Source organism: Lysobacter sp. ISL-50 (assembly GCF_018612875.1).
Classification (GTDB): Bacteria; Pseudomonadota; Gammaproteobacteria; order Xanthomonadales; family Xanthomonadaceae; genus Lysobacter.
The window spans coordinates 20,936-36,923 of the sequence record NZ_JAGGRI010000039.1; the positions used below are offsets into that span (position 1 = coordinate 20,936).

At 67.8% G+C, this 15,988-nt stretch carries 10 protein-coding genes; 3 read left to right on the forward strand and 7 right to left on the reverse strand.

Annotated elements, in window-relative coordinates; genetic code table 11:
• Positions 1–151: 151 nt before the first annotated feature.
• From J7J50_RS20810 to J7J50_RS20825, 4 genes are all read right to left on the reverse strand, one after another.
• Complete coding sequence (locus J7J50_RS20810) at positions 152–1,396, reverse strand: multifunctional CCA addition/repair protein (RefSeq protein ID WP_215061030.1); 1,245 nt, start codon at positions 1,394–1,396, stop codon at positions 152–154.
• A 40-nt stretch (positions 1,397–1,436) separates the two neighbouring features.
• Positions 1,437–1,814: a PH domain-containing protein gene (locus J7J50_RS20815; protein WP_215061028.1), complete on the reverse strand. Its 378-nt coding sequence runs from the start codon at positions 1,812–1,814 to the stop codon at positions 1,437–1,439.
• Positions 1,815–2,050: 236 nt separating this feature from the next.
• A complete protein-coding gene (locus J7J50_RS20820; RefSeq protein WP_215061026.1) occupies positions 2,051–2,956 on the reverse strand; it encodes a complex I NDUFA9 subunit family protein in 906 nt (301 codons plus the stop codon).
• A gap of 10 nt (positions 2,957–2,966) precedes the next feature.
• Positions 2,967–5,060 (reverse strand): lytic transglycosylase domain-containing protein, encoded by a 2,094-nt coding sequence (locus J7J50_RS20825; protein WP_251044680.1) that lies wholly within the window; start codon positions 5,058–5,060, stop codon positions 2,967–2,969.
• 219 nt (positions 5,061–5,279) lie between these two features.
• On the opposite strand from J7J50_RS20825, the gene J7J50_RS20830 reads away from it, so the two are divergent.
• The 3 genes from J7J50_RS20830 (at position 5,280) to J7J50_RS20840 (ending at position 12,630) form a co-directional block, all read left to right on the forward strand.
• Positions 5,280–6,077, forward strand: a complete 798-nt coding sequence (locus J7J50_RS20830; RefSeq protein ID WP_251044681.1) for a sulfite exporter TauE/SafE family protein — start codon at positions 5,280–5,282, stop codon at positions 6,075–6,077.
• A 358-nt stretch (positions 6,078–6,435) separates the two neighbouring features.
• Positions 6,436–9,363 (forward strand): TonB-dependent receptor, encoded by a 2,928-nt coding sequence (locus tag J7J50_RS20835; RefSeq protein ID WP_215061024.1) that lies wholly within the window; start codon positions 6,436–6,438, stop codon positions 9,361–9,363.
• Between the two features lie 372 nt (positions 9,364–9,735).
• Positions 9,736–12,630: a TonB-dependent receptor gene (locus tag J7J50_RS20840; RefSeq protein WP_215061022.1), complete on the forward strand. Its 2,895-nt coding sequence runs from the start codon at positions 9,736–9,738 to the stop codon at positions 12,628–12,630.
• A gap of 398 nt (positions 12,631–13,028) precedes the next feature.
• On the opposite strand, the gene J7J50_RS20845 is transcribed toward J7J50_RS20840, so the two are convergent.
• The 3 genes from J7J50_RS20845 to J7J50_RS20855 all read right to left on the reverse strand — a co-directional run bounded on the left by J7J50_RS20845 (position 13,029) and on the right by J7J50_RS20855 (position 15,557).
• Positions 13,029–13,787 carry an endonuclease/exonuclease/phosphatase family protein gene (locus J7J50_RS20845; RefSeq protein ID WP_215061020.1) on the reverse strand — a complete coding sequence of 253 codons (759 nt, stop codon included), beginning with the start codon at positions 13,785–13,787 and terminating at the stop codon, positions 13,029–13,031.
• Between the two features lie 25 nt (positions 13,788–13,812).
• Positions 13,813–14,685: a thiol:disulfide interchange protein DsbA/DsbL gene (locus J7J50_RS20850; protein ID WP_215061013.1), complete on the reverse strand. Its 873-nt coding sequence runs from the start codon at positions 14,683–14,685 to the stop codon at positions 13,813–13,815.
• Between the two features lie 194 nt (positions 14,686–14,879).
• Positions 14,880–15,557, reverse strand: coding sequence for a thiol:disulfide interchange protein DsbA/DsbL (locus J7J50_RS20855; RefSeq protein WP_215061005.1), 678 nt, complete (start codon positions 15,555–15,557; stop codon positions 14,880–14,882).
• Positions 15,558–15,988: the final 431 nt, after the last annotated feature.

Sequence of the window (15,988 nt, forward strand, 5' to 3'; positions counted from 1 at the left end):
ACGCGGGAATCCAGTGACTTCAGGCGTTCTCGCACGAAAGGCCCTGGATTCCCGCCTTCGCGGGAATGACGGTAGGTGGGTACGCTGTTCCCGATTCCCGATTCCCGATTCCCGATTCCCGATTCCCGAATCCCGAATCCCGAATCCCGACTCACGCCACCCCACCACCCGCCGCATTCTTCCTGACCACAGCAATCGCCTCAATGCGCGCCCGCCGCATCGCCTCGCCTACCGCCGGCCCGCTCAACCCTGGCTTCAAATCGCCCGCCCGCACCTTAAGCGCCGCATGCAAGGCCGCCCGCAGCGACGCACCCTGCGGATAATCGCTGTCCTCCAACCCCAGCCGACCCCGCTTGTCGGCCTCGCACACCACCGTCATCTGCTCGATCCGCTTCGGATTGCGAAACCCATCGCAACGCGCGATCAACTCGTACACCGAGCGCGGACGCATCTCATCAAGGCGATGCACGTTGAGATGCTCGCGACAAGCCGCCTCGGCCAACAGGCGATGATCGGTAGGCACTTTCAGCCGCGCGCACAACTGCGCCAGCGGTTCCAGGCCCGCGTGCTCGTGGTTGTGATGGCGCGGCAGGATATCCGCCGGCGTCAGCGCCTTGCCCAGGTCGTGGGTCAGCGCGGCGAAGCCGATCAGGTCGTCGCCGGGCGCAAGCTTGGCGGCCTGATCGACCACCATCTCGGTATGCACGCCGGTATCGACTTCGGGGTGGTACTCGGGCCGCTGCGGCACGCCGTACAGCGCATCGACTTCCGGCAGCACGACCCGCAGCGCGCCGGCGTCGTGCAAGGTGCGCAGGAACGCCGACGGCGTGGCGCAGGTCAGCGCGCGGCGCAGTTCCTGCCACACGCGCTCGGCGACCAGATCGGCCAGTTCGCCGGAGTCGGCCATCTGCCGCATCAGCGCCATGGTTTCCGCGGCGACGGTGAAGCCGTGCGACTTGAAGCGCGCCATGAAACGGCCGGCGCGCAGCACGCGCAGCGGATCTTCCACGAAGGCCGGGCCGACATGGCGCAGCACGCGCGCCTGCAGATCGCGCGCGCCGCCGTAAGGATCGACCAGACGGCCGTCGCTTTCGTCGCGGGCGATGGCGTTGATGGTGAAATCGCGACGGCCCAGATCGTCTTCCAGCGTCACCGACGGATCGGCATCGACCACGAAGCCGCGATAGCCGCGGCCGGATTTGCGTTCGGTGCGCGCCAGCGCGTATTCCTCGCCGTTGTCCGGGTGCAGGAACACGGGGAAATCCTTGCCCACGGCCTTGTAGCCGGCGGCGAGCATCGCCTCGGGCGTCTGTCCGACGACCACGTAATCGCGATCGCCGGCCGACAGGCCCAGCAGCGCATCGCGCACCGCGCCGCCGACCAAGTAAACCTTCATCCTGAGTTTCCTCGAATGCGTTGCGAAACGCGCACCGGCTTCAGCGCGGCGCGTTTTGCGCCAGCAGGGCGACGATGTCTTCCGCGCCGGCGCTGCGGCCCAGGTGGCGCACGATCGGATTGGGCTGGCCCGACACCCACAGGCGCAGTTCCGATTCCAGATCGAAATGGCCGGCGGTTTCGAGCGAGAACATCACGATGCTGCGGTAGGGCAGGCTGAGGAATTCGGTCTTGCGGCCGGTCACGCCCTGCTTGTCGACCAGGATCAGGCGGCGGTCGGTGAACACGATCAGGTCGCGGATTTCGCCGAACGCGCGCTGCACGGTTTCGCCCGCGGCGAGCAGCGGGCCGAAGTCTTCGTTGACCTTGTCGGTGGATTTTTCGCCGGCATGGCCGAGGAGGGTGTCCAGCAGGCCCATGGGATGTCCTTGTCGTGTGGAGTCGGTTTGCATCCTAGCGCGTGGATGGAGGGGGCGTGTCTATGGCGCTTGGCTGAAGCCGGAGCGGTGGCGATGCCGGGTTTCGGGTGTCGGGGCTGAAAGCCCCTCCCACAATAAATTACGTCGCCACGAAGTCTTTTGTGGAAGGGGCTTTCAGCCCCGACACACGGCAGGTGATCCCGAGCCGGCAGCAACGAAACCCACCGCCCAAGGCTTCAGCGCGCGCCGATCCCAAGAATTTCCGGCAAATGCGCCAACACCGGCGTCGGCGTCACCCCGAGCTTGAGCAAGCCGTTCTCGACACTGGTCGAATCGGTCTGCAGCGAGCGCCAGTTGTCGCGGCTGATCGGTTTGCCGGGCAGGAATTCGCCGATGTCGGCTTGCAGCTTGCCCAGTGCGTCGGGCAGCGGCAGCACCGCGCGCAGGCGGCCGCGGGCGCGGGCGCCGGCGCGCACGATCTCGGCCAGCGTCATCACGTCCGGCCCGACCAGGTTGTAGCTGCGCGCGATATGGCTGTCGTCGTTCAAGGCGTTGACGAAGGCCTGGGTGACATCGCCGATCCATACCGGCTGGAAGCGCGCGTTGGCGCGGCCCATCGGCAGCAGCGGCGCGTAGCGCAACAGCGAATCGAAGCGGCAGAACAGGCCGTCGCCGGGGCCGGCGATCACCGACGGCCGGAACAACGTCCACGCCAGCTTGCTGGCGCGCACGCGTTGCTCGGCGCGGCCGCGCGATTCCAGGTAATGGCTGTGGCCGCTGCCGGCGTTGAGCGCGCTCATCTGCAGCAGCCGCGCCACGCCCATGTCGCGCATGGCTTCGATCAGCGCTTCGAGCAGTTCCACGTAGACGTGTTCGAAGCCGGCGCCGCTGTCGCCCTGCTCGTTGAGGATGCCGACCAGATTGACCACGGCATCGACATCGTCGAGCACCGCGCGCAGGAAATCCGGATTGCCGACATCGCCTTCGATGATGCTGGCGTCGCGCGAGAGCAGTTTCTTCTTGTGCGGGTCCACCCCGCGGCTGAGCACGGTGATGCGGCAGTGCTCGCGCAGCAGGTGTTCGACGAGGTGGCGGCCGACGAATCCAGTGCCGCCCAGGATCAGGACATGACGACGGGCCATCGCGCGCGGCTCACTCGGTTTCGGCGGGCAGCGGCGTCGCGGCGGACGCGGCGGCGGCCGGGCAGACGAAGGATTTGCGCGGGCTGTCGGTCGCCCCGCGCAGACGGTCGCTGACGTTGAGCGCGTCGCCGTTGAGCCGCCAGTCGTAGAGCACGCTGAAAGCCAGCACGCGCGCGACGTACTCGCGGGTTTCCTTGTAGCTGATGGTCTCGATCCAGAAGTCCGCGTCCATGCCCGGGCGCTGCGACTGCCAGCGCGCCAGCGGCGCCGGCCCGGCGTTGTAGCCGGCCATGGCGAAATACGGCTGGCCGCCGTACTTGTCGAGCAACTGGCGCAGGTACGCGGTGCCGAGAATGATGTTGGTGTCCGAGTCGTACAGGCTGGCGGCGCCGCCCCACGGCAGGCCCAGGCTCTTGGCGACCTGGGCGCCGGTGCCGGGCAGCACCTGCATCAGGCCCATGGCGTTGGCGCCGGAGCGCGCGGTCGGATTGAATATGCTTTCGGCGCGGATCTCGGCGGCGACCCAGGCCGGGTCGATGCCGTTCTTGAGCGACTCGCGCCGGATCGTCTCGCCGTGATGCAGCGGGAAGCGCAGGTAGTACAGGCGCTGTTCCTGCGGCGTCTTGTTGAGCGAGAACACCGCGCGGTCGAACCAGTTGTAGCTTTGCGCGACTTCGATGGCGATGCGGCGCTGGGTGTCGTCGAAACGGGTCAGCGCGTCGTCCCATTCGCGGATCGCCCAGCTGGCGCGTTCGATCTGGAACAGGCCCATCGCCCGCATCAGCGCCGGATCGCGCGCGATCGCGGCCTTGGCCGCGACGCTGTCGGTGGGCTGGATCGGGCACAGCGTGTACGGCGCGCCGAGCCGGTCGGCCGACATGAAGCCGTGGAAATCCGCGTTCTTGGCCGATTCGCGATACAGCCTGGCGGCGCCGGCCTTGTCGCCGGCGCGTTCGCTCAGGCGCGCTTCGAAATATTCCCAGCGCGATTCGCCGCGCTGCTTGGGCCCCATTTTGCGGATCGCGGCCAGCGCAGCGGCCCAGTCCGAACGCGACATGGCTTCGCGCGCGCGCCATTCGTGCAGGCGTTCGTCGTAGGACACCTCCGGCACGGCATTGAGGCGGCGCGCGGATTGCGCATCGTAGGACGCGACCGACCACAGCGCGGCCTGATACAGCACGCGGCCGCGATCTTCGTCGGTGAAGCCCAGCGCGCTGGCGTACTTGGGCAGTTGCGCTTCGGCGCTGGCCGGTTGCGACTTGGCCAGCTTGGCCAGGCCGTAGGAGGCGATCTTGCGGCTGCGCTCGGTCTTGGGCCAACCAAGCCCGCGTTCATTCACGTTATCCAAAAAAGCCGCGTAGTCGTTGGCCTGTGCAAGTTGATCCGCAGGCAAGCCACGCGCGGCCGCCCGCATCACCGCCGGCTGCCATTCCGCCGCGGCCGCGTCGATGCGTTCCCAACGCAGCTCCGGGCTCAGCCCGTTCTGCGCGGCGAGCACCGCGAATGGCGCGTCGCAGCTGTCGGGCAGGGACTTGCCGCTGCTGCGCCAGATCGCCTGCGCGTCGCGGGTCCATTGCGCGTCGGCCTTGCCCAGCGCCTGGCGCGCGTTCAACTCGGCGCAGCGCAGGCTCACGCCGCGCTCCTTGCCGGCGTTGTTGCTGGGCGTCCACGCCGCGGTGAAGGCGGCCCAGTCTTCGCGGCGCGCGGCCGCGGCCAGCCAGAGGTCGCGGAACGCATCGCCGGAGGCCTGATTGCCGCGGCGGTTCAGAAAATCCTGCGCCTGGCCGTTGTTGACCGTGTCGATGCCGCGGCGCAGGGCCGCGTATTCGACCCAGCCGTACAAGGGATGGCGCGCGATGTCGGCGTATTGGGCGGCGTCGAACGGGCCGCGTTCGGCCGCTTCGATCGCCGCGCGCACGCGCGGCAACTGAGTATCGACCGCGGGCGCCGGCAGCGCGTTGCGAACCGCCGCGGGCTTGACCGCGGGCAGGGCCGGCGCCGCCGCCGTGGTCTGCGCGCAGGCGGTGGTGGCGAGGGTCGCGGCGAGCGCGGCGAACAGCAGGGAGTAGGGGCGCGGAAGCATCGCCGGACTATAGCCGAGCATGGATGAATGTCTTATGTGAACGAGCGATGCATGCGCGCGGAATGCAAACGCTGTCGCGAACATCGCCAGATGCCGGCCGGGGCGCGCGGCGCGCGTGAATCGATGACGGCGCCTTCGCGGTGTCGCCGCCCACGTCGCGTCCGCTTCGCACAATCGCGCGAACGAGGTCGCATGTCGCGCGCGGGGCATGCAGAATCGGCCGATCATCGGAGCAAACGCATGGCGATCTGGTTGGTGTTCCTCGTCCTCGGCGCGATCGCCGGCATCCTGGCCGGCTTGCTCGGCGTCGGCGGCGGCCTGGTGCTGGTCGCGGCGCTGGCCTGGATCGCGCCGGCCTTCGGCATTCCCAAGGAAGCGGCGATGCACACCGCGCTGGCCAGTTCGCTGGCCAGCATCGTGCTGACCGCGACCGCTTCGGCGCGCGCGCACGCCCAGCGCGGCAGCGTGCTGTGGCCGACGGTGCGCTGGATGGTGCCGGGGCTGCTGCTCGGCGGTTGGCTCGGCAGTTTCGTCGCGGTGCGCATCGACGGCGAGTGGCTGCGCCTGATCGTGTCCGGCTATTGCCTCATCGCCGCCGCGCAGCTGTTGTTCGGCAAGAACCGCGCCGCGCTCGGCGCCGATGCGCCGGCGCCGCAGGGAACGCCGCTGACCGCGGCCGGCGTCGGCATCGGCGCGGTGTCGGCGGTGGTCGGCATCGGCGGCGGCAGCATGACCGTGCCGCTGCTGGTATGGCGCGGCGTGGCGCCGGTGCGCGCGGTCGGCACGTCTTCGGCCTGCGGCGTGGCGATCGGCCTGGCCAGCGCGATCGGCTACGCCTTCAACGCGCCGCCGGGCGCGTTGCCGCATTACGCGATCGGCTATGTCTATCTGCCGGCGGCGATCGGCGTGGCCATCGCCTCGGTGATCGCCGCGCCCTACGGCACGCGGCTGGCGCACAAGTTGCACGGCGATACCTTGAAGCGGGTGTTCGCCGGCTTTTTGATCCTGGTCGCGGTGAGTCTGCTGTTGGGCGGTTGAGTCGCGCGGATCGGGCTTCGCAGTCGCGGCTGCGGCGCTCGCCCTCACCCCGGCCCTCTCCCGCTGAGCGGGAGAGGGAGAGCAGGAGAGGGGAATGAGACGCCCATCGCGTTCCGCCGTAACGCCGCAGCCGCGCCCCCACCACGCCTGAACAGGCGTTCCGGCCTTGCCGCGAACCGCCGTTCGGCGGCAGCGTGGCGCATGCCGATCAGAACTGCGACCGGGTTGGCAAGTAGCCCCTATTTGCGCCTTGTGGCGGCTTCACGAATTGTTTACAACCTCTGGATGCCGTTCGGCACGGACGGACGGCGTCCAATAGCCAATAGAGCTAAGCCACGAACTTGAGGGAGAGAAGTCGATGAAGCTGTCGCGTCGCCATGCCTTGGCGAAAGCCATCCAGTTGTCCTTGTTGGTCGCCCTGCCGGGCTTCGCCGCCGCCCAGGACGCCGCACCCGCCAAAGACGCCACCACGCTGGACACCGTCCAGGTCACCGGCACCCGCATCCGCAAGGCCGAGATCGAAAGCCAGGTCCCGGTCCAGACCCTCAGCCGCGACGACATCGAGCGCACCGGTCTGACCTCGATCGGCGACGTGGTGCAGGAACTCACCGGCGCCGGCTCCGCGCTCAACACCAAATTCAATTCGTCGGGCAACTTCGGTTTCTCGCCCAACGGCGACGGCATCGGCGCGGGCTCGGCCCAGGTCGATCTGCGCCACCTCGGTCCCAAGCGCGTGCTGGTCCTGGTGGACGGCATGCGTTGGGTCAACGAGTCCTCCGCCTCCGGCGTGGGCGCGGCGACCGACCTCAACACCATTCCGCTGGCGATCGTCGAGCGCATCGAAATCCTCGAGGACGGCGCGTCCTCGCTGTACGGCTCCGACGCCATCGCCGGCGTGGTCAACATCATCACCCGGCGCAATTTCGACGGCGGCCAGCTGACCTTGAACTACGGCCAGTACGGCAAGGGCGACGGCAAGCTCAAGGGCTTCGACGCGGCCTGGGGCTACAACACCGATCGCGCCAATCTGTTCCTGGGCCTGAGCTATGTCGATCAGGACCCGGTGTACTCGCGCGACCGCGCGCAAGCGCGCGTGCCGGTGCCCGGCCTGGGCGTGGAGACCGGCAGTTCGGCGACGCCGAACGGCCGCTTCATCTTCAATCCGCCGACCGCCAGCAGCGCCTGTCCGCTGACCGACACCGACGACGATCCGGCGACGCCGCCGGTGCCGTTCTGCAACATGACCACGCCCAACGGCAGCAGCTTCCCCAACGGCGTGCGCTATCCGCAGGACTTCATTCCCTTCACCGGCGCCAATCGCTACAACTTCGCCGCCGAAAACATGCTGCTGACGCCGTCCAAGCGCACCGGCGCGTTCGGCCAGTTCCGCTTCCACTTCAACGATAACGTGCAGGGCTACGTCAAGGCGCTGTACAACCGCCGCGAATCGACCAACCAGGCCGCGCCCGAACCGATCTTCCTCGGCGCCGGCGCCGGTACCGGCAATCCCTGGTCCGAGCAGATCACCATCTCGCGCCTGAACCCGTACAACCCGTTCGGCTTCGACCTGACCTCGATCGGCCCCAACGCCAACCTCGACACGGTCGCGCGCCGTCCGATCGAAGGCGGCCCGCGCATCTTCGAACAGAAGGTCGATACCACCTACATCGCCGCCGGCCTGGAAGGCAGCTTCAACGCCGGCGACCGCACCTACTTCTGGGACGTCAACCTCGCCAGCAACAAGAACGAGGCCGACCAGACCAACCGCGGCAGCTACAACGTCCGCAACATCAACATCGCCCTGGGCGATCCGGCCCTGTGCGCCGCCACTCCGGGCTGCGTGCCGCTGAACATCTTCGGCGGCCCGGGCACGATCACCCCGGCGATGCTGCAGTGGATCAGCCCGGTCGTGCGCGATCGCAGCGAGCAGAAGCTGTCGACGTTCACCGCCAACTTCTCCGGCGACCTGTTCGAGATGTGGGCCGGCCCGCTGTCGTTCGCCGCCGGTTACGAATACCGCAAGTACGAAGGCTTCTATCAGCCCGATCCGATCACCGTGGCCGGTTACTACAACGGCACCCAGTCGCTGCCGACCAAGGGCGAGTACGACGTCAACGAAGCCTATGTCGAACTCAACCTGCCGCTGATCAAGGAAGGCGCGTTCGGCAAGAGCCTGGACCTGAGCCTGGCCGGGCGTTACTCGGATTACTCGACCTTCGGCGGCCAGTTCACGCCGAAGTACGGCCTGCGCTGGCAAGTCGCCGATGAACTGCTGCTGCGCACCACTTACGCGGAAGGCTTCCGCGCGCCGTCGATCGGCGAATTGTTCGGCTCGGCCAGCCGCGCCGACCTGCAGCTCAGCGATCCGTGCCTGACCTCGATCACCGGCGCGCCGGCGACCGGCAACCGCGCCAACTGCGCCGCGCTCGGCGTGCCGGCCGGCGCCGCCCAGGCCAACAGCCAGATCTCGGTGCAGACCGGCGGCAACGCCGAGCTGGAACCGGAAACCGCGCGCAGCTTCACCGCCGGCTTCGTCTACAGCCCGGCCTGGGCCGCGGGCGTGCCGTGGTCGGACAAGTTCGACTTCGAAGTCACCTACTACCGCCACTCGCTGGAAGGCGCGGTGCAGGCGATCGATGCGCAGACCCAGCTCAACCTGTGCGTGCAGACGCTCGATCCGCTGTACTGCGACGGCATCACCCGTTCCTCGATCGGCGGCATCTCCTCCTTCGAGAACAAGCTGACCAACCTGGGTTCGATCAAGACCTCCGGCTGGGACATGGACTTCTTCTGGACGCTGCCGGAAACCTCCTGGGGCCAGTTCAAGCTGAAGTGGCAGAACACCTGGGTCACCGAGTACGAAGCGGTCGGCGCCGCCGGCCAGATCCAGCCGCGCAAGCCCGGCGTGGAAGTCAACGACAGCGCGATCCCGGAATGGACCTCCAACGTCAGCGCCGAATGGAAGCTCGATCGCTGGAACGCGTCGTGGACCGTGCGCCACATCTCCGAGCTGACCGAAATCTGCCAGGCCTCGGCGTTGGACTCGCCGTACTGCGATAACCCGGTCACCGGCGAGAACAAGCTGGCCGCGACCACCTATCACGACCTGCAGCTGGGCTACCGCTTCGAGATGTTCAAGGGCCTGCAGATCACCGGCGGCGTCAACAACGTGTTCGACAAGGACCCGCCGATCTGCCTGTCGTGCTCGCTCAACGGCTACGACGCGTCCACCTACGACATCCCGGGCGGCCGCTTCTTCTACGTTCGCGCGGACCTGCGGTTCTGATCGGCGCGGCGTTCCATCGACGCACCGCGGTCGGCGTTCCCGCCACCGCGGCGCTTTCGATCCACGCGCCGCGGCAGCACTGAAACCCGAACGGCCGGTGGGAAACCACCGGCCGTTTTCTTGTCCACGCCGTTCGCCGCACCGATTCGCGTTGCACCAAGTCGCCGGGACGCAAGTCGCGCGCAACCGCTCGTTGAGCCGGGTTTTTTTGCCGGCGCAGCGGTGCTTATGCGGATATCGCGTGATCTTTGCGCGCCTTGCGACCGTTTCATCCGTTGCTTGCAAAAAACAGCCGCTGTCCGCGGGGAATCACTGGACGGCGCGCCGATAGCCAACAGAGCTAAGCCACACATCATTCGAGGGAGAGAACCGATGAAAGCGTTGCGCCGTCATGCCTTGGCGAAAGCCATTCAGTTGTCCGTACTGTTCGCCCTGCCGGGTTTCGCCGCCGCGCAGGAATCGCAGGCCTCCAAAGGCACCACCACCCTGGACACCGTCCAGGTCACCGGCACCCGCATCCGCAAGGCCGAGATCGAAAGCCAGGTTCCGATCCAGACCCTCACCCGCGACGACATCGAACGCACCGGCCTGACTTCGATCGGCGACGTGGTGCAGGAGCTCACCGGTTCGGGTTCCTCCTTCAACGGCAAGCGCAACGCCTCGGGCAACGACGGCTTCCCGTCCGACGGCGGCGGCGTCGGCGCCGGTTCGACCACGGTCGATCTGCGCCACCTGGGTTCCAAGCGCGTGCTGGTGCTGGTCGACGGCATCCGCTGGGTCAACGAATCCTCCGCTTCCGGCGTGGGCTCGGCGACCGACCTCAACACCATTCCGCTGGCCATCGTCGAGCGCATCGAAGTGCTGGAAGACGGCGCGTCGTCGCTGTACGGCTCAGACGCCATCGCCGGCGTGGTCAACATCATCACCCGGCGCAATTTCGACGGCTTCCAGCTGACCACCAACTTCGGCCAGTACACCAAGGGCGACGGCACCAGCCGCGGTCTCGACTTCGCTTACGGCGGCAGCAGCGAACGCGCCACCTGGTTCCTCGGCGCCAGCTACACCAAGCAGGACGAAGTCAGCTCGGCCGATCGCGAACTCGCGCGTTTCCCGGTGCCCGGCACCGGCGTGGCGCTGGGCAGCTCGCGCGTGCCCGGCGGCCGCATCGCCTTCACCGCGCCGGACGGGCGCAAGTACGATCTGGTCGCCAATGCCGGCCAGAGCAATCCGGTCTACACGCCCGGTCAGGCGCCGTGTTCGGCCGGCGTGCCGCGCACCGACGGCTTCCATTGCTTCGGCGCCAACGATCCGTTCAATTTCGCCCCGTACAACTACGTGCTGTCGCCGTCCGAGCGCAGCGGCGTGTTCGGCCAGTTCCGCTTCGACGTCAACGACCGGGTGCGCTGGTATGCGCGCGCCTTGCTCAACCGCCGCGAGTCGGAAAACCGCGCCGCGCCCGAGCCGATCGACCTGGGCCCGGGCGCCGGCAACGCGTTCGCGGCCGCGCTGGTGATGCCGGCCAACCATCCGTTCAATCCGTTCGGCGTGCAGCTCGATTCGAGCAACCTGAGCATCCTGCGCCGCCGTCCCGTGGAAGGCGGCCCGCGCCGCTTCGAACAACAGGTCGATACCTGGTTCGTCGGCACCGGCCTGGAAGGCACCTTCGACGTCGGCGAGCGCGCCTGGTTCTGGGACGCCAACCTCGCCAGCAGCCGCAACAAGGCCGAGCAGACCAATCGCGGCAGCTACAACGCGAAGAACATCGCCATCGCCATGGGCGATCCGGCGATCTGCGCGGCCACGCCGGGTTGCACGCCGTTGAACATCTTCGGCTACAACACCATCACCCCGGCGATGCTGAAGTACATCAGCCCGGTCCTGCACGACAGCAGCGAGAACAAGCTGCAGCTGGCCACCTTCAACCTGTCCGGCGATCTGTTCGAGATGTGGGCCGGCCCGCTGTCGTTCGCGACCGGGTACGAGTACCGCAAGTACGAAGGCTCCTACCGTCCCGATCCGATCACCGTGCGCGGCGAATACAACGGCGTGCCGTCGCTGCCGACCCAGGGCGAGTACGACGTCAACGAGGTCTACGTCGAACTCAACGTGCCGCTGTTCAAGGACTCGGCGTTCGGCAAGAGCCTGGACCTGAGCATCGCCGGCCGCTATTCGGATTACTCCACCTTCGGCGGCGAGTTCACGCCCAAGTACGGCCTGCGTTGGCAGGTGGCCGATGAGCTTCTGCTGCGCGGCACCTACGCGGAAGGCTTCCGCGCGCCGTCGATCGGCGAGTTGTTCGGCTCGCAGAGCCGCGCCGACGTGGGCATGATCGATCCGTGCCTGATCGGTTCCAACGGCGCGCCGCCGACCGGCAGCGCGGCCAACTGCGCCGCGCAGGGCGTCAATCCGGGCACGCGCCAGGTCGATCCGCAGATCTCGGTGCTGACCGGCGGCAATCCGAACCTGGAACCGGAGCGTTCGACCAGCTTCTCGCTCGGCTTCGTGTGGACGCCGTCGATCCTGGAAGACACCGCCATCGCCAAGCGCGTGGACATCGAGGGCACGTTCTACAGCCATCGCATCGAAGGCGCGATCCAGGCCATCGACCCGCAGACCCAGCTCAACCTGTGCGTGCAGACGCTGTCGCCGGAATTCTGCGGCGGCATCCAGCGCAACCCGATCACCGACCAGATCGACGGTTTCGCGAACTTCCTCGGCAACCTCAGCGTGGTCAAGACCAACGGCTGGGACATCGACGTGTTCTGGACCCTGCCGGAAACGCGCTTCGGCCAGTTCAAGGTGATCTGGCAGAACACCATCGTCGGCAATTACGAAGCCGTCGGCGCCGATGGTTCGCTGCAGCCGCTGCAGGTCGGCCGCCTGGTCAGCGATCCGGTCACCCGTTCGATTCCGGAGTGGACCTCCAACGCCACGCTGGAATGGACCTACGGCCGCTGGAACGCGTCGTGGACCGCGCGTCACATCAGCCAACTGGTCGAAGAGTGCGGCGACGCCGCCGACTTCGCGGTGTGCAAGAACGACCCGAAGACCGGCCAGAACCGGTTGGGCGCGACCACCTTCCACGACTTCCAGATTGGCTACCGCTTCGACGTGCTCAAGGGCCTGCAGTTGCAGGCGGGCATGAACAACGTATTCGGCAAGGACCCGCCGACCTGCCTGTCGTGCAACCTCAACGGCTTCGACGGCTCGACCTACGATCTGCCGGGCGGTGGTTACTACTACGTGCGGGCCGATTTGCGGTTCTGATATCAGCGGTATCGCTTCATCCGGCGTTCGCGCCGGATGAAGCGGTGGTCATTCGACAGCGGCCTTTACTGTTTCCCCCTTTGAAAAAGGGGGGCTGGGGGGATTCGCTTTTGCTCCGCCGAAAAGCAAATCCCCCGGCGCACCGTGGGGCACTCAGCATCGCGGCAACGCAAGCGCCAGCCCCCTTTTTCAAAGGGGGCGAATTCAGTGGGGCGGTCGCGCCGGATGAAGCGGTCATTCGACAGCGGCCTTTGCTGTTTCCCCCCTTTGAAAAAGGGGGGCAGGGGGGATTCGCTTTTGCTCCGCCGAAAAGCAAACCCCCCGGCGCACCGTGGGTCACTCAGCATCGCGGCAACGCAAGCGCCAGCCCCCTTTTTCAAAGGGGGCGATTTATCGTTTCAGGCCAACGCGCTCTCAGGCACATCGAGCTCCAACGACAACGCCAGATGATCCGACTGCGCCGCGGGCACCGCGCGCGCACTCGCGAAACCCAGGCCATCGCCCAGCAGGATATGGTCGATCGCGCGCTGCGGCCGCCAGCTGGGAAAGGTCGGGAACACGTCGTTCGGCGGCTGCAGGCGGGTGGTGCGGAACAAGGCCTGCATCTCGGGGCGATCGGCCGAGCAGTTGAAGTCGCCCATCAGCACCGCGTGCGGGTGGTCGTGCAGCAGTTCGGCGATGAAGGCCAACTGCGAGGCGCGCGAGGCGGCGCCGAGCGAGAGGTGGGCGACGGCGACGGTCAGGCCGTCGTCGTCGTTGCCGTAATGAGCGATCAACACGCCACGGCCGGAGATGCGGCCGGGCAGGGGATGATCGACGACTTCGCGCGGTTCCAGCTTGCTCAGCAGGCCGTTGGCGCTGGAGGCGACATTGCCGACGCGGCGGTTGGGCTGGTGGCTCCAGTAGTCGAAGCCGGCGCGCTGGGCGAGGTAGTGCGTCTGGTTGGTGAAACCCGAACGCAGGCTGCCCGGATCGCTTTCGTTGAGTCCGACGATGTCGTGCTCGCCGGCCAACTGGGCGATGGTGTCGAGGCTGCCGCGCTTGTTGCCGGCGGGCAGCACGTGCGACCAGCTGCGCGTCGCGTAATCGCTGTAGCGACGCGTGCTGGAGCCGGCCTGTATGTTCGCGCTGAGCAGGCGCAGCCGGCGTGTGGTCATGCCCGGGTCGAATCCTGCGAGCCGGTTACTGCGTCGGCGCGGTTTCGGCCGCCGGCGCGGGCGCGGCGGCCGCAGCGGCGGTGGGCGCGGTCGCCTGCAGCGTGGCGCGCTCGCGCGCGACCAGGTGATTGGCGATGCGCAGGTAGTCCTCGAAGTTCTTGCCCTTGACCAGGTACTTGCCGTTGACCACCAGCGACGGGCTGGAATCCACGCCCGAGCGCTGCATGAACTGCTCGGCGCGCTTGCCCTTGGCGTTGATCGCGAAGCTGTTCATGGTGCCGATGAAATCGGCCGGCTTGACGCCGTACTTGGCGTAGAACGCGCCGAGCTGCTCGTCGGTGACGCTCATGTACGGGATCGACTGGTCGATGTGCACGGCGCGGAACATCGCTTCGTGGGTCTTCTCGACCAGGCCCAGGGTCTGCGCGGCGTAGAAGGCCTTTTCGAACGGAATCGGATTGCCGCCGAAGGGGCCGGCGATCGGGGTGAACTTCACGTCGGCGGTCTGCTTCTTGCGCCAATCGACCAGCAGCGGCTCGAACTGCGCGCAGTGCGGGCAGGTGTAGCTGAAGACTTCCGCGACTTCGATCTTGCCCGGCACCGGGTCGAAGGCTTGGCCGGCGGGGATTTCGATGTAGTCGGTGCCGGCGACCGGCGCCGGGCCTTCCGGCGGGGTGACGGTGGCGGCCGGCGTGATCGCGGGCTCTTCCGGAGCCGGCGCCGGGGCCGGGGTTTCGCCCGCGGCCGGGGTCGCGGCCGGTGCGGCGGTTTCGCCGGCGGCCGGGGTCGCGGCGGCGTCGGCCGGCGCGGCGGTTTCGGTCTTGTTGCAGGCGGCCAGCGCGAACAGCGCGCTCAGGACCAGCGGATAGCGGGACAGGGTGGCGATACGCGAATTCATCGGGACTTCTCCGCAAACGATCGAATGAAATGGAGGGCGGCGCGGGCGCTGGAAGGCGCAGCCGCGCTGCCGTCGAGGGCGGCCGCCAGGATAGCGGTCGCGGGGCCGGGATTGGGGATTTCGGACCGGGGGCGAACCGCGACCGCGTCGCCGCGGCCCGGCTCATGCCCAGAGCCGGTGCCCGGCCAGGGGCCTCAGCGCTTGGCCTTGGGCTTGGCCTTCGCGCCGCGTTCCTGCGCGATCAGGTGATCGGCCACGCGCAGCATGTCGTCGAAACCCTTCTGGGTGGTGATGCGGTACTTGCCCGCGACCACCATCGCCGGGGTGCCGTCCACGCCGGAGGCCATGATGAAGTCGCTCGCGCGCTTCATCGTCTGCTCGATCGCCGGGCTGGTCATGGTCGCGGCGAAGGTCTGGGCGTTGGCGCCGTACTTGGCGTAGAACGCGCCGATCTGCGCCGCGCTGGCGTTCTGGATCGGCAGCGTGTGTTCTTCGTGCAGCGCCTTGAACACGGCGTCATGGGTCTGCGGCAGCAGCTTCAGCGACTGCGCGGTGTAGAAGGCCTGCGCGTAGGGCGTCCAATAGCTGCCCCACGGCGCCGCCACCGGGACGAAGTTGACGTCGGCGGGGAGCTTGTTCTTCCAGGCGCTGACCTGCGGCTCGAAGTGCGCGCAGTGCGGGCAGGTGTAGCCGAAGATTTCGACCACCTCGATCTTGCCGGCGACCGGGGCGAACGGCTTGCCGCCTTCGATTTCGACGTAATCCACGCCCGGCTCGGGCGCGGGGCCGGCCGGAGCGGCGGCCTTGGGCGCGGCGAAGGCGGCGAAGGGGAGCGCGGCGAGCAGCAGCAAGGTGGCCAGACGTCGGTTCATCGTTAGGTCTCGTGGGTAGTGAAGCCCGGTCGCGCCACGGAAGGCCGTCGCGCCCGGGACGGGCGGGCATAAAAAACGCCGGCGCTAAGGATAACGGCCGGCGTCTTGAACCAAGAGTGTCTGATGAGACCGATCTTGCGCGCGGAAGTTCCGCGGCGCGGCGTTCGGTGATGGCGATCACCAAAATCTCGCGGCGTGGATGGGTCTCGGACGGGAGCCGCGCGAGCCGCGGCTGCCAGACCCGAGCCGCGGCGGCAAACGCCGCGGCGGCGGCTCCTGCCCTCGCGAACCGCGAGCGAGGCCCGGAAACGAAAACGCCGGCCTGTCGCCAGGCCGGCGTCGTCGAACACGGGTGGCGCGGCTCAGCCCTTGGCGGGCTTGGCCGGAGCGGCCGGCTGGGCGGCCGCCGGAGCCGGAGCGGCCGCGGGCGC

Bases quoted from the DNA above. Each gene is read 5' to 3' on its own strand.
- J7J50_RS20810 (WP_215061030.1), bottom strand. From the start codon at position 1,396: ATGAAGGTTTACTTGGTCGGCGGCGCGGTGCGCGATGCGCTGCTGGGC.
- J7J50_RS20815 (WP_215061028.1), bottom strand. From the start codon at position 1,814: ATGGGCCTGCTGGACACCCTCCTCGGCCATGCCGGCGAAAAATCCACC.
- J7J50_RS20820 (WP_215061026.1), bottom strand. From the start codon at position 2,956: ATGGCCCGTCGTCATGTCCTGATCCTGGGCGGCACTGGATTCGTCGGC.
- J7J50_RS20825 (WP_251044680.1), bottom strand. From the start codon at position 5,060: ATGCTCGGCTATAGTCCGGCGATGCTTCCGCGCCCCTACTCCCTGCTG.
- J7J50_RS20830 (WP_251044681.1), top strand. From the start codon at position 5,280: ATGGCGATCTGGTTGGTGTTCCTCGTCCTCGGCGCGATCGCCGGCATC.
- J7J50_RS20835 (WP_215061024.1), top strand. From the start codon at position 6,436: ATGAAGCTGTCGCGTCGCCATGCCTTGGCGAAAGCCATCCAGTTGTCC.
- J7J50_RS20840 (WP_215061022.1), top strand. From the start codon at position 9,736: ATGAAAGCGTTGCGCCGTCATGCCTTGGCGAAAGCCATTCAGTTGTCC.
- J7J50_RS20845 (WP_215061020.1), bottom strand. From the start codon at position 13,787: ATGACCACACGCCGGCTGCGCCTGCTCAGCGCGAACATACAGGCCGGC.
- J7J50_RS20850 (WP_215061013.1), bottom strand. From the start codon at position 14,685: ATGAATTCGCGTATCGCCACCCTGTCCCGCTATCCGCTGGTCCTGAGC.
- J7J50_RS20855 (WP_215061005.1), bottom strand. From the start codon at position 15,557: ATGAACCGACGTCTGGCCACCTTGCTGCTGCTCGCCGCGCTCCCCTTC.